The organism is Streptomyces sp. NPDC002853 (genome assembly GCF_053591915.1).
This window is the reverse complement of the sequence record NZ_JBSFUS010000009.1, coordinates 222,414-241,672: the sequence shown is the minus strand read 5'-3', so window position 1 is coordinate 241,672 and position 19,259 is coordinate 222,414. Positions and strand designations below refer to the sequence as shown.

The window sequence follows — 19,259 nt, the reverse complement described above, 5'->3', positions numbered from 1 at the left end:
GTGGACCTCACCTACACGCCGGAGGAGGAAGCCTTCCGGGCGGGCCTGCGCGAGTGGCTGGCCCGCACACTCCCGCAACTCCCGCCGCGCCCGGACCCGTTGGACTGGCCGGGGCGCCGGGCGTACGACATGGGATGGCAGCGCAGGCTGTACGACGCCGGGTACGCGGGCCTGCACTGGCCCGTCGACGCGGGCGGCCGGGGCGCCACCCCCACCCAGCACCTGATCTTCCTGGAGGAGACCGAGAAGGCGGGCGCGCCCTACGTGGGCGCGAACTTCGTCGGCCTGCTGCACGCGGGCCCCACCATCGCCTCCGAAGGGACGGCCGAACAGCGGGCCCGGTGGCTTCCGCCCGTCCTGCGCGGTGACGAGGTGTGGTGCCAGGGGTTCAGCGAGCCGGACGCGGGCTCCGACCTCGCCTCGCTGCGCACGCGCGCGTGGCGGGACGGCGACGACTACGTGGTGAGCGGCTCCAAGATCTGGACCTCGCACGCGGAGGTCGCCGACTGGTGCGAGCTCCTCGTGCGCACGACACCGGTGAGCGAGGACGTGCCCAAGCACCGCGGCATCTCCTGGCTGGCGATGCCGATGGACGCCCCCGGGATCACGGTCAGGCCCCTGCGCACGCTCGCCGGATCGACCGAGTTCGCCGAGGTGTTCCTCGACGAGGTGCGGGTGCCGGCCGCCAACCGGGTCGGCGCCGAGAACGACGGCTGGCGCGTGACGATGGTGACGCTGTCGTACGAGCGCGGGACGGCCTTCGTGGGGGAGGTCGTCGCCTGCCGCCGCGTCCTGGGCGAGCTTGCCCGCGAGGCCCGCAAGAACGGCCGCTGGGACGACGCGGTGCTCCGGCGCAGGCTCGGCAGGCTCAGCGCGGAGTTCGGGGCGCTGTGGCGGCTCACGCAGTGGAACGTCAGCGAGTCGCAGCGGGCCGGGACCGGCGTACCGGGCATCGGCGGTTCCGTCTTCAAGCTGCGCTACTCGCACGCACGCCAGGAGCTGTACGAGGCCGCGGGCGACGTCCTCGGGCCCGGCGCGCTGGACCTGGGCCACGAGTGGACCCTGGACCGGCTCTCCTCCCTCTCGTACACGATCGCCGCCGGGACCTCGCAGATCCAGCAGAACATCGTGGCCGAGCGGATACTCGGCCTCCCGAAAGGGCGGTGAGGACGCGCATGGACTTCCAACTCACTCAGGACCAGCGGGCGTTGAGGGACGGGGTGCGCGAAGTCCTGGCGGGCCGGTTCGACGGGGCCGCGCTGCGGGAGGCCGCGGACTCCGGGACACCCTCGCTGGACCGGGCCCTGTGGCGGGAGCTCGGGGACGCCGGGTTCTTCTCGCTGCGGGTGCCGGAGGCGGCGGGCGGAGTCGGACTCGGACTTCCGGAAGCCGTGTTGGCGTTCGAGGAGGCGGGGCGCGCGCTGCTCCCCGGGCCGCTGGTGGCCACGTTCCTCGCGGCGCCCGACGTCACGGGAGCGGCCGAGGGGGCGACCGTGGTGACGGCCGTGTCCGGTGGCCTCGTCCCCTGGCTGGACGAGGCGGACGTGGTCCGAGGCGATGCCTCCGGCGCCGTACCGCTGCGGTCGGTCGACCCGCTGACGCCGCTGCACCGGGTGCGCGAGGACGACGGCGGTGGCAGCGGGGCCGTCCCGGAGGCGGACCTGCTGCTCGCGGCCGAACAGCTCGGCAGCGCGGGCAAGACCTGCGAGACGGCGGTCCGTTATGCCCGGGAACGTACACAATTTGGGCGTTCCATCGGTTCCTTCCAGGCCGTCAAGCACCTCTGCGCGCAGATGCTCGTCCGCACGGAGGTCGCCCGCGCCGCCGTGTACGCAGCGTCGGTCACCGGTGACGCCGCGGAGATCACGGCGGCCAAGCTGCTCGCCGACGACGCGGCGGTGCGCGGCGCGCGCGACTGCCTCCAGGTGCACGGCGGGATGGGCTTCACCTGGGAGGCCGACGTACACCTGCATCTGAAGCGGACTTGGGTGCGGGCAGGGCTCGGAAAGCCGGCCGCCCGGGCCGAGGAAGAGCTGGCGGCGGCCCTGTGAGTCCCGATGGGTGCGCAGAGTGATCGACTTGTGAAGTCGTCGAACTGGGGGGAGGCTACTGAGCGTCGATACCGGGTTGTGTCCTATGCGTGACTCGTCACGGCATGGAGTCGGGCTTCCGCTCCGGTACCTTGTGTCAGATGCGAGTGGTTCTGAGGTCGAGCCATGCCGGTGTTGCCCCTGAGGCGGCGCCGGACCCGGCAATGCGTGCCGCTCGCAGTGCAGGAAGGGGCTTCATGCCCGCCTGTTCGACCCCCCGCAGCACGCGTCGCACAGTATGCCGCACGCGTACTCCTTCGCGCTGGAATATGCCTGAAGCGCTTGTTGGGGTGACTGAACGTCAACCATGCTGTCTCTCAAGGGGATCACGTTCCGTGACCCCGTGGAGTCGCGAGGCGATGTGTCCGCCGGTTCGGATGGTGTGAGCGGTGCAGGTGCTTCAAGTTCAGCTGGAGGTCAGGCCCGACCCCGCAGAGGTGGGACGGGCCCGGAGGTGGGCGCGTTCGCGGCTCGCCGGTTCCGGGATAGGGGTCGACGAGCCACTGGCCGAGACGCTGATCCTGCTGATCTCGGAGCTGGTCACCAACGCGGTCGTGCACACGGGCTGTCCTGCCGTGCTGCGCATGCGGCTCCCCGATGTCCCGGAGGTGCCCGACGAAGCCGCCGAGGCGGGAGCGGGGACGGTCAGGGTCGAGGTCGCCGATGCCAGCGCGCGTCCGCCGCAGCAGCGGCACGCCGACGGTGACGCGACCAACGGCCGGGGCCTGGAACTCGTCGACGGGCTCGCCGACCGCTGGGGCTGGCAGGCCGAGGGCGCGGGAAAGAGCATCTGGTGCGAGGTGGACCGGTGCGAGCCGGGGGTCGCGGCGGTCGCGTTCGACGGGACGACCTACGAAGACGTGGCGTACGAGGCGGTCTGAGCCCCGCAGGACGGTCCGGAGCCCCCGCATGGCGGCCCCGGGCGCCCGCATGCGCCGTCGCGTGCCACGATGCGCGGCCATGCGCGGTCGGTACATAAGCGGCATAATTCATTAATCACCGGACGGGTGTTGACGTACCGTGTCCGATTGATCACGCTTGTGTGCAGCGATTCGCCGCGAGGGGACGTCGAGGGACGGTGCCTGTGACCCGGACCTCGGCGAGATGTGGGTCGCCGTCGGCGTCGGTCCCTTCGTGGCCGAGTAGGGCAGGACCAGGGCGCCGGAGCCGGATGGCGGCGCGCGCGGCAACGCGCTCGGGGCGGGAGCCGGGGCGCCGCCATCCGAAGGCTCACAACACCGCCACCGGCGCGACGGGAGTCCCCGTGCCGCCGACGAACGGCTCGGGCATCGCGGAGAGAAGGAAGCTGTAGCGCGAAACTTCTGCACAGGCTGTGGACAACTTTTCCAGATTCCAGTTCTGGCCCTGCAGCATCCCCATCTCCACCAGGTCGAGCGCGTGTACGGGCAGCCACAGGTTCTCGATCTCCGGCGGGAAGATCTCGAAGGTGAGGGTGTCGTTGGCGACCGCCGCGACATCGCGCGCGTGGAACCACTCGGGCGTGCGGACCGAGAGGCCGGGGGACGGATATCCGTACGCGTGCTTGTCGCCCGCCAGATAGGTCTGGATCTGCCCGGTGCGCACGAGGACGATGTCGCCGGCACGGACGGTGAGCCCCGCGAACTCCTCGGCCTCCGCGAGATCTTCGGGGGTGACCGCGTGGTCGCCGGGCAGCCGGTCCACGCCCTTGGCGCGGGCGACGTCCAGGAGCACGCCGCGCGACACGAGGTGCGGCACCTTGTCGATGCCGCTGAACTGCGCGCGGGTGTGGGCGGTGATGGTGTCCGCGGGGCGGCCGTTGTAGATCTTCCCCGAGTGCGACGCGTGCGTGAGCGCGTCCCAGTGGGTGGCCGTCTGCAGGCCCATCGTGACGGCGTCGTCGCTGGTGGCGACCGTGCCGGGGCCGAAGAGCTCCTGGTTGATCTGCACCATCGCGTGCAGGGGGTTGACCCGGCCGGGTATCAGGCCCGTCTGGACGCCGTCTTCCTTGAGCGGCAGCGCGAGCGGGACGCGCCTGCCGGTGCGAATGGTGGCGGCGGCCTCGCGCACCACCTCGTCGGTGATGAGGTTGAGGGTGCCGATCTCGTCGTCTGCTCCCCAACGGCCCCAGTTGTTCACGCGTTTGGCGATGTCGAAGAACTCGGGCGGCAGGGCCGATCCGGTCGATGCCACGGAACCTGTGGATGCCGAGCCTGTAAATGCCGAGCCTGTAAATGTCGAGCCTGTGGATGGCGAGTCTGACATGGGTCCTCCCCGGGTCTTGTCTTCGGGTATCTGACGGGTCATAGAATCTAACGGTCCGTCAGAAACAGCGGGAAGGGGCCGGACGTGGGGAACTTCTTGGCAGGCAAGGTGGTGGCCGTGACCGGTGCCGGGCGCGGCATCGGCAGAGCGGTCGCGCTCGCCGCCGCGGCCGAGGGGGCGAAGGTCGTCGTGAACGACTACGGCGTCTCCATGGAGGGCGCGGAACCGGCCAGTGAGATAGCCGACGGGGTGGTCAAGGAGATCCGGGCGGCGGGCGGCGAGGCCGTTGCCGTCGCCGACGACATCTCCACCATGGCGGGGGGCCAGCGGATCGTCGACATCGCGCTCGCCGAGTACGGGCGCATCGACGGCGTGGTGTGCGTGGCCGGGATCCTGCGCGAGCGGATGCTGTTCAACATGTCCGAGCAGGAGTGGGACCCGGTGGTCGCCACCCACCTGAAGGGCACGTTCACGGTCTTCAGGGCCGCGTCGGCGGTCATGCGCAAGCAGGGCACGGGCACGCTGATCGGCTTCACCAGCGGCAATCACCAGGGGTCCGTCGCGCAGGCCAACTACAGCGCGGCCAAGGGCGGCATCATCTCCCTGGTGCGCAGCGCGGCCCTCGGTCTGCACAAGTACGGCGTGACGGCGAACGCGGTGGCGCCCGTCGCGCGCACGCGGATGTCCGCCAACGTGCCCATGGAGCTGAAGGAGATCGGGGAGCCGGAGGACGTGGCCGCGCTGGTCACGTATCTGCTGAGCGAGCGGGCCCGGGAGGAGAGGATCACCGGGCAGGTCTACACGGTCGCCGGACCGAAGATCGCCGTCTGGGCCCAGCCCCGCGAGCTGCGGGCCGGGTATGTGGAGGGCGGCTGGACCCCGGAGAAGATCGCCGACTTCCTGCCGGGGACGGTGGGGGTCGACCCGATGCCGATGCTGGCCCAGCTGGAGGCGATGGCGAAGGCCGCGGCCGCCAAAGACCGGCCGAACGCGTAGGCCGGGCGGTGGAGTTCGGGTTCGGGCCGCGGGACGAGGAGTTCCGGGCGGAGGCACGGGCGTGGCTCGGCGAGCATCTGACGGGAGTGTTCGCCGGGGCGGCGGGGCGTGGCGGGCCCGGCAGCGAGCATGAGGGGGCGGCGGAAAGGCGGGCCTGGGAGCGGGAGTTGGGGCGGGGCGGGTGGATCGGCCTCGGGTGGGACACGGGCGCGGATCATGGTGCGGGCTCTGGGCCGGGTCCCGGTGCGTACGGGAATCGGCGGGCGACGCTGACCCAGCAGGTCGTCTGGGCCGAGGAGTACGCGCGCGTGCGGGCACCCGGACGCTACGGCCACATCGGCGAGAACCTGCTGGCCCCCACGCTCCTGGCCCACGGCACACAGGAGCAGCGGGACGAGTTCCTGCCGCCCATCGCACGCGGCGAGGCGCTGTGGTGCCAGGGCTACAGCGAGCCCGGCGCCGGATCGGACCTGGCGGGGCTGCGGACCTCGGCGGTGCGGGACGGCGAGGTGTACCGCGTCACCGGGCAGAAGATCTGGACCTCGCTCGCGCACGAGGCGGACTGGTGCTTCGTGCTCGCGCGCACGGAGGCGGGGTCCGCCGGGCACAGGGGGATCTCGTTCCTGCTGGTGCCGATGGACCAGCCGGGGCGCGTCGAGGTGCGGCCGATACGGCAGTTGACGGGAACGAGCGAGTTCAACGAGGTGTTCTTCGACGGGGCGATCGCGCGTGCCTCGCACGTGGTGGGCGGCGCCGGCAACGGGTGGCGGGTCGCCATGGGGCTGCTCGGCTTCGAGCGGGGAGTCTCGACCCTGGTGCAGCAGATCGGCTTCGCGGAGGAGCTGGGAGGTGTCGTCCGGGAGGCCGTCGCGAGCGGCGCCGTCGAAGACCCCGTGCTGCGGGACCGGCTCGTACGGCAGTGGGCGGAGTTGCGGGTCATGCGGTGGAACGCGCTCCGTACGCTGGGGAGTTCGGGCAGTGGCCCTGCTGCGGGTGCGGGTGCGGGCGCGGGTGCGCCGAGTGTGGCCAAGCTGTTGTGGGGCGGGTGGCATCAGCGCCTCGGGGAGCTGGCCATGGCCGTGCGCGGTGCCGCGGGGGCGGTCGGCCCCGGGGACTGGAGCGAGGGCGCACCCTACGAACTCGACGCGACGCAGCGGCTCTTCCTCTTCACGCGGGCCGACACCATCTACGGCGGCTCGGACGAGATTCAGCGCAACATCATCGCCGAGCGCGTGCTCGGCCTGCCGAGGGAGTCGCGATGAGGGGTGTCGTTTTCGACAGGAGCAAGGCCGAGGGGAGCAGGGTCGAAGTCGTCGACGACCTGGAGATACGGGACCCGGGCCCGGGGGAGGTGCTGGTCGCCGTCAAGGCCGCGGGGCTGTGCCACAGCGACCTCTCGGTGATCGACGGGACCATTCCCTTCCCCTCGCCGGTGGTGCTCGGGCACGAAGGGGCGGGGGTGGTGGAGGCGGTCGGCCCGGGGGTGACCCATGTGACGGCCGGTGACCACGTGGCGCTTTCGACCATCGCGAGCTGCGGGGCGTGCGGGGAGTGCAACCGGGGGCGGCCGACCATGTGCCGGCGTGCGATCGGAATGCCTGACCAGCCCTTCTCGCGGGGCGGCGAACCCATCCACCAGTTCGCGGCGAACTCCGCGTTCGCGGAACGCACGGTGGTGAAGGCCGTGCAGGCCGTGAAGATTCCGGAGGACATTCCGCTGACGTCGGCCGCGCTGATCGGCTGCGGGGTGGTGACGGGGGTCGGCGCCGCGCTCAACCGGGCGAAGGTCGACCGCGGGGACAGCGTCGTGGTGATCGGGACCGGCGGCATCGGCCTGAACGTACTCCAAGGGGCGAGGATCGCCGGTGCGACGCGGATCGTGGCGGTCGACGCGAACCCCGGCAAGGAGTCGGTGGCACGGCAGTTCGGCGCGACGCACTTCTTCTCGTCGGCGGCGGCGGACGGCGTACGGGAACTGCTGCCGACGGGGGCGGACCACGTCTTCGAGTGCGTGGGCCGGGTCGAGCTGATCCGGCAGGCGATCGACCTCCTGGACCGGCACGGTCAGGCGATCCTGCTGGGGGTTCCGCCGGCCACGGCCGAGGCGTCGTTCCTGGTTTCCTCGCTGTTCCTGGACAAGTCGATCCTGGGCTGCCGCTACGGCTCGGCCCGCCCGCAACGGGACTTCGCCCTGTACGCCGAGCTCTACCGGGCGGGGCGCCTGCTCCTCGACGAGCTGGTGACGGAGACGTATCCCGTGGAGGACTTCGCGAAGGCGGTGGGGGACGCGGAGGCGGGGCGGGTGGCGCGGGGGGTGCTGACGTTCTAGCGATGTCGCCGCGGGGTCACCGAGCGGGCCCGGCGAGCGCTCCGGCACGGAACGTGCGGCGGTAGGCGGTAGGGGTCACTCCCAGAGCCGCCTGCAAGTGCCCCCGCATCGACTGCGCCGTGCCGAAGCCCGCGTCCCGCGCGATCCGGTCCACGGAGAGATCGCTCGACTCCAGGAGGTGGCGGGCCCGCTCGACCCTCTGCTGCGCGAGCCATTGCCCTGGGCTGATGCCCACCTCCTCGCGGAAACGGCGCGTGAAGGTGCGTACGGACATGGACTCCTGGTCCGCCATGTCACGGAGCTGGATCGGCTCGTGCAGGCGGGCGAGGGCCCACGCCCGCGCGGACGTCGTCGTCGCGAGCTGCGGCTCCGGAACCGGGCGTTCGATGTACTGGGCCTGCCCTCCGTCCCGGTGCGGCGGCACCACCGTACGGCGTGCGACGTCGTTGGCGACCGCCGATCCGTGGTCGCCGCGCACGACATGAAGGCAGAGGTCGAGGCCCGCCGCCACACCCGCAGAGGTGAGCACGTCACCGTCGTCGATGAAGAGCACCTCCGGGTCCACCGTGATCCGCGGGAAGAGACGCTGGAAGTGCTCCGCCGACGCCCAGTGCGTCGTCGCCGTACGGCCGTCGAGATAGCCCGCCGCGGCCAGGACGTAGCCGCCCGTGCAGATGGAGATCATGCGGGTGCCCGGCCGGATGTGGGCCAGGGCCGACTCCAGTTCACCGGTCAGGCGGCCCTCCTCGTAGACCGGACCCAGCTCGTACGACGCGGGGATCACGACCGTGTCGGCCGTGGCCAGGGCCTGCGGGCCGTTCTCCACGAGGATCGCGAAGTCGGCGTCCGTGCGCACCGGGCCCGGCGCGCGGACGGAGGCGGTCACGACCTCGTACAGAAGCGCGCCGTCAGCGGTCCGCGCGCGGCCGAAGATCCGCTGCGGGATGCCGAACTCGAAGGGGATGACGCCGTCCAGGGCCAGGACCACCACACGGTGACGTGCGGTGGCGGGCACTCCCGGGGCGCCGGTCGCTGGGCTCATGGCCCGATCCTAGCCAATGCTGTCCTTCGGGCCACTCGTTCGGGTAAGGACGCATCCGGATGCTGTTTGTCGTGACCCAGACAGACGTGAATCAGGCGGTCGAGTCTCCCCTGGAGGTGGCGCCGGGGCGCCGTCGCCGCATCCACCGGGCGTGGTTCGTCGCCGCCGTCACCTTCGTGACGATCATCGGCGCCGCCGCCTTCCGCTCCCTGCCGGGCCTGCTCATCGATCCGCTGCACCAGGAGTTCCACTGGTCGCGCGGCACGATCGGCCTCGCGGTCTCCATCAACCTCGCGCTGTACGGACTCACCGCGCCGTTCGCCGCCGCGCTGATGGACCGCTTCGGCATCCGCAGGGTCGTCGCCGTCGCGCTCGTCGTGATCGCGCTCGGCTCCGGCCTCACCGTGTGGATGCAGCACGCCTGGCAGCTGCTGCTGTGCTGGGGACTGCTCGTCGGTCTCGGCTCGGGGTCCATGGCGCTCGCCTTCGCCGCCACCGTCACCAACCGCTGGTTCACCACGCGGCGCGGACTCGTCACCGGCATCCTGACGGCCGCCTCCGCGTCCGGGCAACTGATCTTCCTGCCGGTGCTCTCCTGGCTCGTCCAGGCCCACGAGTGGCGGCCTGCCGCGGTGACCGTCGCCCTGGCCGCCCTCGCCGTCGTGCCGTTCGTGTGGCTGCTGCTGCGCGACCATCCGGCCGACGTGGGCCTGAAGCCGTACGGCTCCGCGGAGTTCGTGGAGAAGCCCCCGCCCGCCACGGGCGCCGCGCGGCGGGCGGTCACCGTGCTGTTCACGGCGGCCCGCACCGGACCGTTCTGGCTGCTCGCCGGGACCTTCGCGATCTGCGGCGCGTCGACGAACGGCCTGATCCAGACGCACTTCGTGCCCGCCGCGCACGACCACGGCATGCCGATCACGGCGGCCGCCTCGCTCCTCGCCGTCATCGGTGTCTTCGACGTCGTGGGGACGATCGCCTCCGGCTGGTTCACCGACCGCTTCGACGCGCGGCGGCTGCTTGCCGTGTACTACGCGCTGCGCGGCGTCTCGCTGCTCTTCCTGCCGCTGCTGCTCGCGCCGTCCGTGCACCCGCCGATGATCTTCTTCATCGTCTTCTACGGACTCGACTGGGTGGCGACCGTGCCACCGACCCTGGCCCTGTGCCGCGAGCAGTACGGCGACGACAGCGCCATCGTCTTCGGCTGGGTGCTCGCCTCGCACCAGGTGGGGGCCGCGCTCGTGGCCGTCGTCGGCGGCGTCGTGCGCGACTCCTTCGGGTCGTACGACGTGATGTGGATCGCCTCGGGGGCGCTGTGCGCGGCGGCGGCGCTGATGGCCCTGGTCATCCGGCGGGTCGGCGGCGAGGAGAAGGCGGAGGGGGTCGCGCTCACCTAGCGGGCGGGTCGAGGGTGGAGGGGGTGGCGCTCATCTGGCGGGCGGGTCGAAGGTGGAGGGGTCGCGCTCACCTGGCGGGCGGGTCGAAGGTGGAGGGGTCGCGTTCACCTGGCGGGCGGGTCATAGGTGGAGGGGTCGCGCTCACCTGGCGGGAGGGTCGAAGCTGTCGAACCTGCCGAACTTTCCGCGGTGGAAGAGCAGCGGTTCGCCGTCGTCGGCGGCGCCCAGGGCGTCCACCCTGCCGACCACGATCAGGTGGTCGCCCCCGGTGTGCACCGCCTGGATCGTGCAGTCGACCCAGGCCGGTACGCCGGCCAGGCGGGGCGAGCCGCTGACGGGCGCCGCGTCGTACACGACCCCCGCGAACTTGTCGGCGCCGCTCACCGCGAAGCCGCGACACAGTGCTCCCTGGCCGGCGCCCAGGATGTTGACGCAGAAGACGCCCGCGCGTGCGATGCGGGGCCACGTCGTCGACGTACGCGCGACCATGAAGGAGACCAGGGGCGGGTCGAGGGAGAGCGAGGAGAAGGACTGACAGGCGAACCCCGCCGGGCCTTCCTCCCCTTCGGATGCCGGTGCCGTGACAACGGTCACGCCCGTCGCGAAGTTCCCGAGCACACGCCGGAACTCGCCCGCGCCGAGCGGCGCCCGCTCGTCCTCACCGACGGCCCGCAGCTGCGGGCGCGGGAGGGCCTCGACCGGGCCGGTGGTGGTCGGCGCTCCGACCGACCTGAGGTATCGGACGACGGTGGCCGCCATCCCCGCATGTCCCATCACACCAGCTATTGAAGCTGACGGGTCGTCAGATTGGAAGGGGTCGCGGCCGCTGATAGTGCGGGGGCGGCGCGTCGGCGACCCCGCAGCGGTCTCGGCGACCCGCAGCGGCCCCGGCGGGCCCTCAGCGGCCCTCGTACGAAGGTGAGCGGCGCTCCACGAAGCTGGTCACACCCTCGTTCGCGTCCCTCGTCGTCATGTTGATCTCCTGGGCCGCCGCCTCCGCCGCGAAGGCCGTGGCGCGGTCCGATTCGAGGGACGCGTTGACCAGTTGCTTGGTCATGGCGATGGCGCGGGTCGGCCCCGTGGCGAGGCGTTCCGCCCAGGCGCGGGCCGTCTTCTCCAGCTCGTCGGCCGGTACGACGCGATTGACGAGCCCGAGCCGTTCGGCGTCCGCGGCCGGCACGGAGTCCCCGAAGAACATCAGCTCCTTGGCCCGCTGCGGGCCGATGAGACGCGGCAGAAGGTAGGCCCCGCCGCCGTCGGGGACCAGGCCCCGGCGCACGAACACCTCGATGAACTTGGCCTGTTCTGCGGCGACGACGAGATCACAGGCGAACGCGAGATGCGCGCCGATCCCCGCGGCCGTCCCGTTCACCGCGGCGATGACCGGCTTCTCGCAGTCCAGGACGGCGGCGATGAGGCGCTGGGCGCCCAGCTTGATCGTGCGGGCCACGTCGCCGGGCACGCGCTCGGCGACGGAGCCGGGCGCCCCGCGCAGGTCGGCGCCCGCGCAGAAACCTTTGCCGGTGGCGGTGATCACGACGGCTCGGACGCCGGGGTCGGCGGAAGCCTCCGCGAGCAGCGCGATGACGCGTTCGCGCTGGTCCCAGGTGACGGCGTTCATGGCTTCGGGCCGGTTGAGCGTGATCCACGAGACGCCGTTGTCAGTGGCGTGGAGTACCAATGAGTCGAGGGGATCAACTGACGTTTCGGGGGAGGTAGCCATGGGTGGGTGGGCTCCATTTCGCTGCGCGGTGTTCAGGTGGACGGGCGGGAAGGAAGCGCCGCGAAAGGGCTTCCCGAGGCCCCGCTCAGCGGCAGACGGCAAGAGCGTCCAGCGCGACCGCGCCCTGCCCCCGGGGCAGCACCATCAGCGGATTGATGTCCAGCTCGGCCAGCTCGTCGCCCAGCTCAAGCGCCATCCGCTGGACCCGGAGCACCACCTCGACGAGCGCGTCGACGTCGACCGGCGGCCCTCCGCGGACCCCGTCGAGCAAGGGCCGCCCGCGCAGCTCGGAAAGCATCGCCAGCGCCTGGTCCTCGCCGAAGGGCGGCACCCGCACGGCCACGTCCCGCAGCACCTCGACGAGCACACCCCCGAGCCCGACGGTCACCGTCGGCCCGAACAGCTCGTCCTGCGTCACGCCCACCACCATCTCGACGCCCCGCTCCACCATCTGGCAGACCAGCACCCCGTCCAGCGCGATGCCTTCGTAGCGGGCGATGTCGGTCAGGTCCCGGTAGGCGTCCCGCACCTGACTCGCCGAGGTCAACCCCACCTTCACCAGACCGAGTTCGCTCTTGTGGGCCAGCCGCGACCCCGACGCCTTCATCACCACCGGGTAGCCGACGAGCCCCGCCGCCCGCACGGCCGCCGCCGCACTGGTCACCAACTGCTCGCGCGGTACGCGAATCCCGTACGCGCGCAGCAACTGCTTCGCCGCGTGCTCGCTCAACTGCTGGCCGGACCGCATCAGCGCCTGGGCCTTGCGGAAGGACGGCGAGGCCGTGCGCGGGGCCTCGGCGAAGGGGGAGCGGTAGCGGGTGGTGAAGCGGTGGTGGTCGAGATAGGCCCGCACCGCCGTGATGCAGTTGGCGAACGTACGGAAGGTGGCGACGCGGGACGAGCCGAGCAGCGTCGTGCGGTAGGCCTCCTCCGTGCCGACGGGCGAGCCCCACACCACGCACACCAGCTTGTCCGTCTGCTCCGCCGCGTCCACCAGGTCCTGCGCCAGTTTGTCGCTCATGGGCGGGAAGGGGCCGGTGATGGGGCAGATCAGCACCCCCACCTCCGGATCGTCCAGGATCGCGTCGATGATCTTCCGGCCGCGCCAGTCACCCACCGGGTGCCCGCCGTTGTCGACGGGGTTGGCGACGTTCAGGTAGTCGGGTATCCACTGGTGCAGCTCCGCCTGCTTGGCGTCCGAGAGCGGCGGAAGCCGCAGCCCCGCCTCGGTCGCCAGGTCCGAGAAGTGCGCGCCCGTGCCGCCCGAGATCGAATACACGACGACGCCCTCGGCCCGCGGCGGCCTCGCGCGCGCCAACAGGGCCGAGGTGTCCTGGAGTTCGTCGAGACCGTCCACGCGGATCACGCCGTACTGCCGCATCGCCGCGTCGACGACCGTGTCGGCGCCGGTGAGCTTGCCGGTATGTGAGGCGGCCATGCGGGCGCCGGTCTCGGTGCGGCCGACCTTGACGGCGACGACGGGCACGCCGCGCTGCGCGGCGCCGTCGGCGGCGAGCAGGAAGGAGCGGCCGTCCTTGAGTCCCTCGACGTAACAGGCGATGGCCCCGACCTCGGGGCGCTCGGCGAAGTAGGAGATGAAGTCGGCGGTCTCCAGGTCGGCCTCGTTCCCGGTGGGCGCCCAGTGCGAGAGGCGTACGCCGATCTCCTGCATCGTGAAGACGGGGCGCCCTTGGTGGCCGGACTGGGTGATCAGGGCGATGGCGGGGCCTTCGAGGTCGTCGCGGAACTTCTCGAACGCGTTGAGGTTGGTGTTGGGCCCGAGCAGCCGCAGCCCCGAGCGTTCCACGGCGGCGGCAAGGCGGGCCTGGGCGGCCGCGCCCTCCTCGCCGGTCTCCGCGAAGCCCGAGGCGAAGGCGACGGCGAACTTCACCTTGGACTCGGCGAGTTCGTCGATCACCGGGAGGGGGTCACTGACGAGGAGTACGGCCAGATCCACCTGCTCCGGCAGGTCCGCGACGGAGGGGAAACAGGGGGTGCCGAAGACGGTCTGCCGGGTGGGGTGCACCGGGTGCAGCCGGGCGCCGCACCGCTCGGCCCAGTCCATGAGCTGGCGCGTGATGCCGGTGTTCGGCCGGCCATCGGCGTCCGACGCGCCGATGACGGCGACGGACTCGGGCCGGAAGAACCGGTCCAGATCCGGTACGTCGGCGTACAGGGGGCGTCCGCTGACGTCCAGGTCGTCCGCCGTGGCGGCGTGTCCGTGGACGGCGGGTGCCGGGGCTTCGCCGCAGGCCACAACACGCGCGCGGCGGGGGTCGGTGGTGAAGGTGCCGTAAGTCGATCCAAGCATCGGTCCGCCCGCTCCTGTGTGACAGCAACTCAACTGACGCATAGTCAGATTACTGAACTGACGCTGTGTCAGGAACAGTGCTGCATGCAAAGAGTGGGGGCGGCCCTTGAGCGGTGCCCCCGGTGGGGGTGCACTCAGAGGGCGCACTCAGGTGCAGGCGTACCCAGGTGCCCTGGGGGGCTACTCCCCCCTCCGGGGGCGGGGGTGCCGGGAGGGGGTAGTACCGGCCACTGGGGGGGGTGTGGAGGGCCGTGGGGTGGCTGCGGGTTCGTTCTGGCTGGTCGCGCAGTTCCCCGCGCCCCTATGGGGCGCGAAGTGCCCGTCAGGTGTCTGCGGGTTCGTCGTGGCCGGTCGCGCCGTTCCCCGCGCCCCTATGGGGCGCGAAGTGCCCGTCGGGTGTCTGCGGGTTCGTCGTGGCTGGTCGCGCCGTTCCCCGCGCCCCCTACGGGGCGCCCCGCACCGCTCAGCGGGCCGCGCCCAGTGTCCTTGCCACCGCCTTCGCGATCTTCTCCGCGTCCAGGGCCATCTCCCGCAGCATTCCGCTGATGGGGTTCGTGAAGCCGGTGAAGTACAGACCGGGGGCCGACTTCGAGGTGCGGGCGCCGCGGACCAGCGGTGCGCCCTTCGCGTCGAGTACGCCGAGGTCGCCGAGGAGCGGTTCGAGGGCGCGGCGGTAGCCTGTGGCCGCGATGACCGCCTCGGGGCCGATCCGCGTGCCGTCGGCGAGGACGACCTTGCCGTCCTCGAAGGAGTCGAGCGCCGCGACCGGTTCGACCTTGCCCTTGCGCACCGCGTCGATCAGGCCCACGTCCTGGACCGGGATCGCGCCTTCCTTCACGCGTGAGTACAGGCCCGTGTCGGGGCGGGGCAGCCCCTTCGCGGACAGGTCGGGGACGCTCACCTTCGCGATCGGGCCCGCGAGCCGGTCCACGAGCGGGACGGGCAGCCTGCGGCAGAGGATGCCGGTGCGCTGCGCGGGCCAGCCCGCCGTGGAGCGGCGGACGATGTGCGGCGCGGTGCGCACCGCGAGGCGGACGCGGGCCGCGCCGCCCGCGACGAGGTCGACGGCGATCTCGGCGCCGGTGTTGCCGACGCCCACGACCAGGACGTCCTTGCCCGCGTAAGGGCCGGGGTCGCGGTAGGCGCTCGCGTGCACGAGCTCACCGGAGTACGTGTCGCGGCCGGGCCAGTCGGGCACGTGGGGCGTGTGGTTGTACCCGGTGGCGATGACCACCGCGCTGCCGGTCAGTTCGCGTCCGCCGGTGGCGTGCAGCAGCCAGCCGTTGCCGTCGGCCGCGCGCTCCAGGCGGGACACCTCGACGCCGGTGACTATCTCCAGCTGGTGGAACTCCGCGTACTTCTCCAGATAGCGCAGGACGTTGTCACGTGACACCCAGCGTCCGAAGGAGCGGGGTATCGCCAGCCCGGGCAGGGCGGAGAGGCGGCGCGTCGTGTGCAGGTGCAGGCGGTCGTAGTGCCTGCGCCAGGAGGCGCCGACCCGGTCGGACTTCTCGAGCACGACCGCGCGTACGCCGCGGGCACGCAGCGCGGCCGCGACGGAGAGTCCGCCGGGTCCGCCGCCGACGACGTACACAGGGCGGTCTTGCTGTGGCGCTTGTGGGGGAGTGGTGTCGGCCATGAATCTGAGAGTAATCACGTGGTCACTTGATGGGGGACGGTCAAGCCCCAAACCGGTTGCGAATTGATCACGGGTGTGCGCGGCGCGCCCTCCGTCCATGGGTTGCGCGGCACGTCGGCGGGCCCGCGCGGGGTACGCCCTCTTGCGTACGCCCCTTGCGCACGTGGCGGGCATGCGCTGAACTGACGTACCGTCAGGAAACTTGTAACTGACGCGCCGTCAGGAACCCGTACCGGACTGGGAGAAGCCGCCGCATGGACACGATCTGGCTCACCGGCGCCGAATGGCTCGCCGTGCTGCGCATAGGCCTCGGCCTGTGGTGGCTGGAGAGCTGGCGGCACAAGGACAAGAAGGGCTGGTTCGAGCGGGGCACGGGGATAGCCTGGGCCTCGGATGTGGCCCAGAAGCACAAGTGGAACGCGGTCCGCAGCGGCTTCTCGACAGTGGTCGCGCCCCGTCCCAAGACCATGGCGTACGTCGTCGTGTACGCCGAACTCGCCCTGGGCCTCGGTCTGATCGTCGGCTTCCTGACCCCCGTCGCGCTCGTCGGGGGCCTGTTGCTCAATCTCCTCTACCTCGTTCTCATGATCCACGACTGGGCCGAGCAGGGGCAGAACGCGATGATGGCGCTGATCTCGCTCGTCGCGCTGTTCGCCATGTCCTGGCAGGCGTGGTCGCTGGACAACGCGCTGGGGCTTTTCCTGTGAGCGCCCCGGCGTCATCCCCGTCTCCGGCTTCGGCCTCGTCTGCGTCGTCCCCGGCCTCGGCCCCGCGCTTCGACCTTCCCCAGCCCGACGCCTTCACCCGCGCCTACTGGGACGCGGCGGCCGACGGGCAGCTCTTGATCCGCCGCTGTGGCGGCTGCGGCAAGGCGCACCACTATCCGCGGGAGTTCTGCCCGCACTGCTGGAGCGAGGACGTCACCTGGGAGCGGGCGAGCGGCGCCGCCACGCTCTACACCTGGTCGGTGGTGCACCGGAACGACCTGCCGCCGTTCGGCTCCCGGGTCCCGTACGTGGCCGCGGTCGTCGACCTCGCCGAGGGCCCGCGCATGATGACGGAGATCGTCGACTGCGGGGAGGGCGAGCTGCGGATCGGGATGCCGCTTGAGGTGGCGTTCCGTGAGGGGGGCGCCGAGGGTGGTGAGGGGGTCACGGTGCCGGTGTTCAGGCGGGGACGTGCGGCGGTGGGGGCTGATCTCCCCGACGCCTCGTAAATCGCTCATGCCGGTAAATGGCTCGTGCCGGTAAATCGCTTCTGCCGACGGCACGGTGCGCGGGATCATGGCCCATGGCTTCCTCTCCGCACTCCGGTCTGCACGCAGGTCCGTGCTTCGGTCCGCACGCCGGTCCGCACTCCGGCTGGCAGTTGACCTCCGACCTCGACGAGTTCCTCTCCCGCGCGGCGGCCTTCCTGCACTCGGCGCCCGCCCTGCACACCGCGCTGCTCAGCGTCACCGACACGCTGCGGGTGCGGGGGTCGCATGCGTACGGGACGGAAGACCCCCTCTTCGGAATCCGCGCGGAAGGCGGAGAAGGCAAGGACGGCAAGGTGACCGGTGCGTTCCTGTGGACCCCGCCGCACTTCCTCGCCCTGAGCCCGCTCCCCGACGAAGCCGCAGCCGCTGAGCTCGCCGGGGTACTCGCGGACGCGGGCCTCGAACCTGCCGGGGTCGGGGCCGAGAGCGCCACGGCAGCGGCGTTCGCGTCGGCCTGGGAGCGGCGGACGAAGGCCACCGCCGCCGTCAGCTACCCCCAGCGGCTGTACCGCCTCGGCACGCTGACCCCGCCCGAGCCCGTACCGGCCGGTGGCGCCCGCATCGCCGTCGACGCCGACCGGGCGCTGCTCGTGCGCTGGCACGGGGAGTTCCAAGAGGCCCTCGGGGAGAAGGGGGCGACGGGGGCCGGCGAGTGGGCCGACGCCCGCATCGCCTACGGAGGCGTCACCCTCTGGGAGACCCCCGACGGCACCCCTGTGGCCATGGCAGGCAACACCCGCCGGGTCGCGGGCCAGGTCCGGGTCGCCCCGGTCTACACCCCGGCCCACCTGCGCGGCCGGGGGTACGCGGGAGCGGTCACCGCCGAGGTGAGCCGTGCCGCGCTGGCGGCGGGAGCGGACGAGGTGCTGCTCTTCACGGACACCGACAACCCCACAAGCAACGCCCTGTACCAACGCCTCGGCTACCGCCCGATCCGGGACTTCACGCAGTACGGCTTCACGCGTTGACGCCTGCCGCCCACCGGGGTCACCCTCGCGGGCGCGGCGGTTCTCACGGCCACAGTAGTTCCGTTGCCCACCCCGGGGTCCCGGCCCCGCCCGTGCCCCTCCGGTACCGGAGTCGTACGTGCCGTCGGTGTGCGTCGCCCTGGAAGAACTCGACCTCCGTCGGGTCCAGTACGTACAGAGTCCAGCTCGGTGCCGGTGCGTTCGGTTCTGTTTGGGCGCGGGTCCAGGCGGCCTGGCTTGCGGTGGTCAGTTCCTCGTACGAGGGGAGTACTTCGCTCTGTCTGCCGACCAGGGCCGAGGCCAGGGCCCCCGTCGAGCGGTGCGCGAGGTCGGCGCGGCTCTCCTCGGGGCCCGCGGCCGTGACGTGGCCGCGTACCCGGACCTGGCGGCCCTGTGCGGGCCAGTAGAAGCCGAGCGCCGCCTCCGGGTGTGCCGCGAGCTGGCGGCCCTTCGCGCTGCCCGCGTGCGAGCCGAAGTGCCAGCCGGCCTCGTCCGCGTCGTGCAGCATCAGCGTCCGCACGTCGGGGCGGCCCGTATCGTCGACCGTCGCCAGGCTCATGGTGTGCGGCTCCACCTGCCCCGCGCCCGCCACCTCCGTGAACCACTGCCAGAACAGGGGCAGCGGCCGGTCGGGGGCGGCCTCCAGGTCGAACGGGGGCAGGTCGGTGTCCCAGACGCGGAGGGAGCGCAGGAGGGCCCGGCCGCGGGCAGACGCGTCGGCCTGGGTGTCGGTTTCGTCCATCCGGCGAATCTACGGGAGCGTGCGCCACGGCCGTGTGAACCCTCGCCGCTTCCGGTGGCGGCGCGCACCCGGGGGCAAGCAACTCCGCTTTATCCAAGGGCACTTGGACTTTTGTTCCGTAATACCGCCAAGGCGTTGCGTACCCGTCGCTTCTTCAACAGGATCCCCCTGCGTCACTTCCACCGCCTTGACCGCACGGGAAGGAAGAACACCATGCGCAAGTTCGCAGCACTTCTGACCACAGGCGCCGCAGCCGCCGCTCTGGTCGGCCTGGGGGCCACCGGTGCGCAGGCTCAGGCCGAGGCCTGGACCTACATCGCCACGTACTCGAGCCAGAGCAAGTGCATCGACGCCGGACAGCAGTACGTCCGCGAGGGCTTCAACAACTACCGGTGCGACCCGAAGCCCGGCGGCACCGGCTATTACAAGCTGTACGTCTCCTAGGGGGCTGGCAGCGGGGCCGGCAGCGGGGCCGGGGGGCGATCTTCGCCACCCCGGCGGGCCACCCCGGCGGGCCACCCGC

The 19,259-nt window shown here is 71.7% G+C and carries 18 protein-coding genes; 11 read left to right on the top strand and 7 right to left on the bottom strand.

Going from position 1 to position 19,259, the window contains the following annotated elements; genetic code table 11:
• The 3 genes from ACWD02_RS25650 (at nt 1) to ACWD02_RS25640 (ending at nt 2,971) form a co-directional block, all read left to right on the top strand.
• Complete coding sequence (locus tag ACWD02_RS25650; RefSeq protein WP_451214774.1) at nt 1-1,167, top strand: acyl-CoA dehydrogenase; 1,167 nt, start codon at nt 1-3, stop codon at nt 1,165-1,167.
• An 8-nt stretch (nt 1,168-1,175) separates the two neighbouring features.
• Nucleotides 1,176-2,051 carry an acyl-CoA dehydrogenase family protein gene (locus ACWD02_RS25645; protein WP_451214773.1) on the top strand — a complete coding sequence of 292 codons (876 nt, stop codon included), beginning with the start codon at nt 1,176-1,178 and terminating at the stop codon, nt 2,049-2,051.
• Nucleotides 2,052-2,479: 428 nt separating this feature from the next.
• Nucleotides 2,480-2,971 carry an ATP-binding protein gene (locus tag ACWD02_RS25640; protein WP_451214772.1) on the top strand — a complete coding sequence of 164 codons (492 nt, stop codon included), beginning with the start codon at nt 2,480-2,482 and terminating at the stop codon, nt 2,969-2,971.
• Between the two features lie 349 nt (nt 2,972-3,320).
• Here ACWD02_RS25640 and ACWD02_RS25635 read toward each other — a convergent pair whose 3' ends face one another.
• Entirely contained in the window at nt 3,321-4,262 is a 942-nt protein-coding gene (locus ACWD02_RS25635; protein ID WP_451214771.1) for a cyclase family protein, read from the bottom strand.
• Nucleotides 4,263-4,418: 156 nt separating this feature from the next.
• Between ACWD02_RS25635 and ACWD02_RS25630 the strand changes: the two genes are divergently transcribed.
• Genes ACWD02_RS25630 through ACWD02_RS25620 form a run of 3 tightly spaced genes read left to right on the top strand, consistent with a single transcriptional unit; the run spans nt 4,419 to nt 7,659 of the window.
• Nucleotides 4,419-5,330, top strand: a complete 912-nt coding sequence (locus ACWD02_RS25630; RefSeq protein WP_451214770.1) for an SDR family NAD(P)-dependent oxidoreductase — start codon at nt 4,419-4,421, stop codon at nt 5,328-5,330.
• Between the two features lie 8 nt (nt 5,331-5,338).
• Nucleotides 5,339-6,592 (top strand): acyl-CoA dehydrogenase family protein, encoded by a 1,254-nt coding sequence (locus tag ACWD02_RS25625; protein WP_451214769.1) that lies wholly within the window; start codon nt 5,339-5,341, stop codon nt 6,590-6,592.
• On the top strand, nt 6,589-7,659 hold the full coding sequence (locus ACWD02_RS25620) for a Zn-dependent alcohol dehydrogenase (protein ID WP_451214768.1): 1,071 nt from the start codon (nt 6,589-6,591) through the stop codon (nt 7,657-7,659). Before ACWD02_RS25625 ends, ACWD02_RS25620 begins: the two co-directional genes overlap by 4 nt.
• A 16-nt stretch (nt 7,660-7,675) precedes the next feature.
• On the opposite strand, the gene ACWD02_RS25615 is transcribed toward ACWD02_RS25620, so the two are convergent.
• Nucleotides 7,676-8,701 carry a GlxA family transcriptional regulator gene (locus tag ACWD02_RS25615; protein ID WP_451214767.1) on the bottom strand — a complete coding sequence of 342 codons (1,026 nt, stop codon included), beginning with the start codon at nt 8,699-8,701 and terminating at the stop codon, nt 7,676-7,678.
• A 59-nt stretch (nt 8,702-8,760) separates the two neighbouring features.
• Here ACWD02_RS25615 and ACWD02_RS25610 point away from each other — a divergent pair, with 59 nt between their 5' ends.
• Nucleotides 8,761-10,095, top strand: a complete 1,335-nt coding sequence (locus ACWD02_RS25610; RefSeq protein ID WP_451214766.1) for an MFS transporter — start codon at nt 8,761-8,763, stop codon at nt 10,093-10,095.
• A 141-nt stretch (nt 10,096-10,236) separates the two neighbouring features.
• Here ACWD02_RS25610 and ACWD02_RS25605 read toward each other — a convergent pair whose 3' ends face one another.
• The 4 genes from ACWD02_RS25605 to ACWD02_RS25590 form a co-directional block, all read right to left on the bottom strand.
• Nucleotides 10,237-10,869, bottom strand: coding sequence for a flavin reductase family protein (locus ACWD02_RS25605; RefSeq protein WP_451214765.1), 633 nt, complete (start codon nt 10,867-10,869; stop codon nt 10,237-10,239).
• Between the two features lie 124 nt (nt 10,870-10,993).
• A complete protein-coding gene (locus ACWD02_RS25600; protein ID WP_451214764.1) occupies nt 10,994-11,818 on the bottom strand; it encodes an enoyl-CoA hydratase/isomerase family protein in 825 nt (274 codons plus the stop codon).
• An 85-nt stretch (nt 11,819-11,903) separates the two neighbouring features.
• On the bottom strand, nt 11,904-14,129 hold the full coding sequence (locus ACWD02_RS25595) for an acetate--CoA ligase family protein (protein WP_451214763.1): 2,226 nt from the start codon (nt 14,127-14,129) through the stop codon (nt 11,904-11,906).
• 463 nt (nt 14,130-14,592) lie between these two features.
• On the bottom strand, nt 14,593-15,768 hold the full coding sequence (locus ACWD02_RS25590; RefSeq protein ID WP_451214762.1) for a flavin-containing monooxygenase: 1,176 nt from the start codon (nt 15,766-15,768) through the stop codon (nt 14,593-14,595).
• A gap of 254 nt (nt 15,769-16,022) precedes the next feature.
• Between ACWD02_RS25590 and ACWD02_RS25585 the strand changes: the two genes are divergently transcribed.
• The 3 genes from ACWD02_RS25585 to ACWD02_RS25575 all read left to right on the top strand — a co-directional run bounded on the left by ACWD02_RS25585 (nt 16,023) and on the right by ACWD02_RS25575 (nt 17,994).
• Nucleotides 16,023-16,475, top strand: coding sequence for a DoxX family protein (locus ACWD02_RS25585; protein ID WP_451214761.1), 453 nt, complete (start codon nt 16,023-16,025; stop codon nt 16,473-16,475).
• Nucleotides 16,472-16,984, top strand: a complete 513-nt coding sequence (locus ACWD02_RS25580; protein ID WP_451214760.1) for a Zn-ribbon domain-containing OB-fold protein — start codon at nt 16,472-16,474, stop codon at nt 16,982-16,984. The genes ACWD02_RS25585 and ACWD02_RS25580 overlap by 4 nt, the downstream gene beginning before the upstream one ends.
• A gap of 74 nt (nt 16,985-17,058) precedes the next feature.
• The gene (locus ACWD02_RS25575) at nt 17,059-17,994 is read left to right on the top strand and encodes a GNAT family N-acetyltransferase (protein ID WP_451214759.1); all 936 of its coding nucleotides are present in this window, start codon (nt 17,059-17,061) and stop codon (nt 17,992-17,994) included.
• Between the two features lie 43 nt (nt 17,995-18,037).
• Here the strand turns inward: ACWD02_RS25575 and ACWD02_RS25570 are convergent, their stop codons facing one another.
• On the bottom strand, nt 18,038-18,736 hold the full coding sequence (locus ACWD02_RS25570; RefSeq protein ID WP_451214758.1) for a pyridoxine/pyridoxamine 5'-phosphate oxidase: 699 nt from the start codon (nt 18,734-18,736) through the stop codon (nt 18,038-18,040).
• A gap of 213 nt (nt 18,737-18,949) precedes the next feature.
• Here ACWD02_RS25570 and ACWD02_RS25565 point away from each other — a divergent pair, with 213 nt between their 5' ends.
• Entirely contained in the window at nt 18,950-19,180 is a 231-nt protein-coding gene (locus tag ACWD02_RS25565; protein WP_451214757.1) for a hypothetical protein, read from the top strand.
• The last annotated feature ends 79 nt before the right edge of the window (nt 19,181-19,259 follow it).

Bases quoted from the DNA above. Each gene is read 5' to 3' on its own strand.
- ACWD02_RS25610 (WP_451214766.1), top strand. From the start codon at position 8,761: ATGCTGTTTGTCGTGACCCAGACAGACGTGAATCAGGCGGTCGAGTCT.
- ACWD02_RS25570 (WP_451214758.1), bottom strand. From the start codon at position 18,736: ATGGACGAAACCGACACCCAGGCCGACGCGTCTGCCCGCGGCCGGGCC.
- ACWD02_RS25615 (WP_451214767.1), bottom strand. From the start codon at position 8,701: ATGAGCCCAGCGACCGGCGCCCCGGGAGTGCCCGCCACCGCACGTCAC.
- ACWD02_RS25600 (WP_451214764.1), bottom strand. From the start codon at position 11,818: ATGGCTACCTCCCCCGAAACGTCAGTTGATCCCCTCGACTCATTGGTA.
- ACWD02_RS25590 (WP_451214762.1), bottom strand. From the start codon at position 15,768: ATGGCCGACACCACTCCCCCACAAGCGCCACAGCAAGACCGCCCTGTG.
- ACWD02_RS25605 (WP_451214765.1), bottom strand. From the start codon at position 10,869: ATGGGACATGCGGGGATGGCGGCCACCGTCGTCCGATACCTCAGGTCG.
- ACWD02_RS25645 (WP_451214773.1), top strand. From the start codon at position 1,176: ATGGACTTCCAACTCACTCAGGACCAGCGGGCGTTGAGGGACGGGGTG.
- ACWD02_RS25620 (WP_451214768.1), top strand. From the start codon at position 6,589: ATGAGGGGTGTCGTTTTCGACAGGAGCAAGGCCGAGGGGAGCAGGGTC.
- ACWD02_RS25585 (WP_451214761.1), top strand. From the start codon at position 16,023: ATGGACACGATCTGGCTCACCGGCGCCGAATGGCTCGCCGTGCTGCGC.
- ACWD02_RS25565 (WP_451214757.1), top strand. From the start codon at position 18,950: ATGCGCAAGTTCGCAGCACTTCTGACCACAGGCGCCGCAGCCGCCGCT.
- ACWD02_RS25575 (WP_451214759.1), top strand. From the start codon at position 17,059: ATGGCTTCCTCTCCGCACTCCGGTCTGCACGCAGGTCCGTGCTTCGGT.
- ACWD02_RS25595 (WP_451214763.1), bottom strand. From the start codon at position 14,129: ATGCTTGGATCGACTTACGGCACCTTCACCACCGACCCCCGCCGCGCG.